The organism is uncultured Metabacillus sp., from assembly GCF_947503125.1.
Classification (GTDB): domain Bacteria; phylum Bacillota; class Bacilli; order Bacillales; family Bacillaceae; genus Metabacillus.
The window spans coordinates 1-211 of the sequence record NZ_CANNCR010000238.1 but is presented as its reverse complement, the minus strand read 5'-3'; the positions used below and the strand labels follow the sequence as shown (position 1 = coordinate 211).

The 211-nt window shown below is 38.4% G+C and carries 1 pseudogene; it reads left to right on the top strand.

The window, feature by feature from the left end:
* Nucleotides 1–27: 27 nt before the first annotated feature.
* A pseudogene (locus Q1B07_RS27000) lies at nucleotides 28–211 on the top strand (IS110 family transposase); the annotation flags it as partial.

Below are 211 nucleotides of genomic sequence, written 5' to 3'. Positions count from 1 at the left end.
TAATTAAGTAACCAAGGAGGACTCAAAATGAATTATACACAAAATCACAAAATCTCTCAAATTACACCTTCAACTCTTATTGTTGGCATTGATATTGCCAAAGACAAACACGTTGCACGTGCTCAAGATGACCGAGGCATCGAGTTCGGGAAACGCTTGATCTTTGAAAATCGAATGCATGGCTTTCAAAAACTAGTGAATTGGGCAGAAG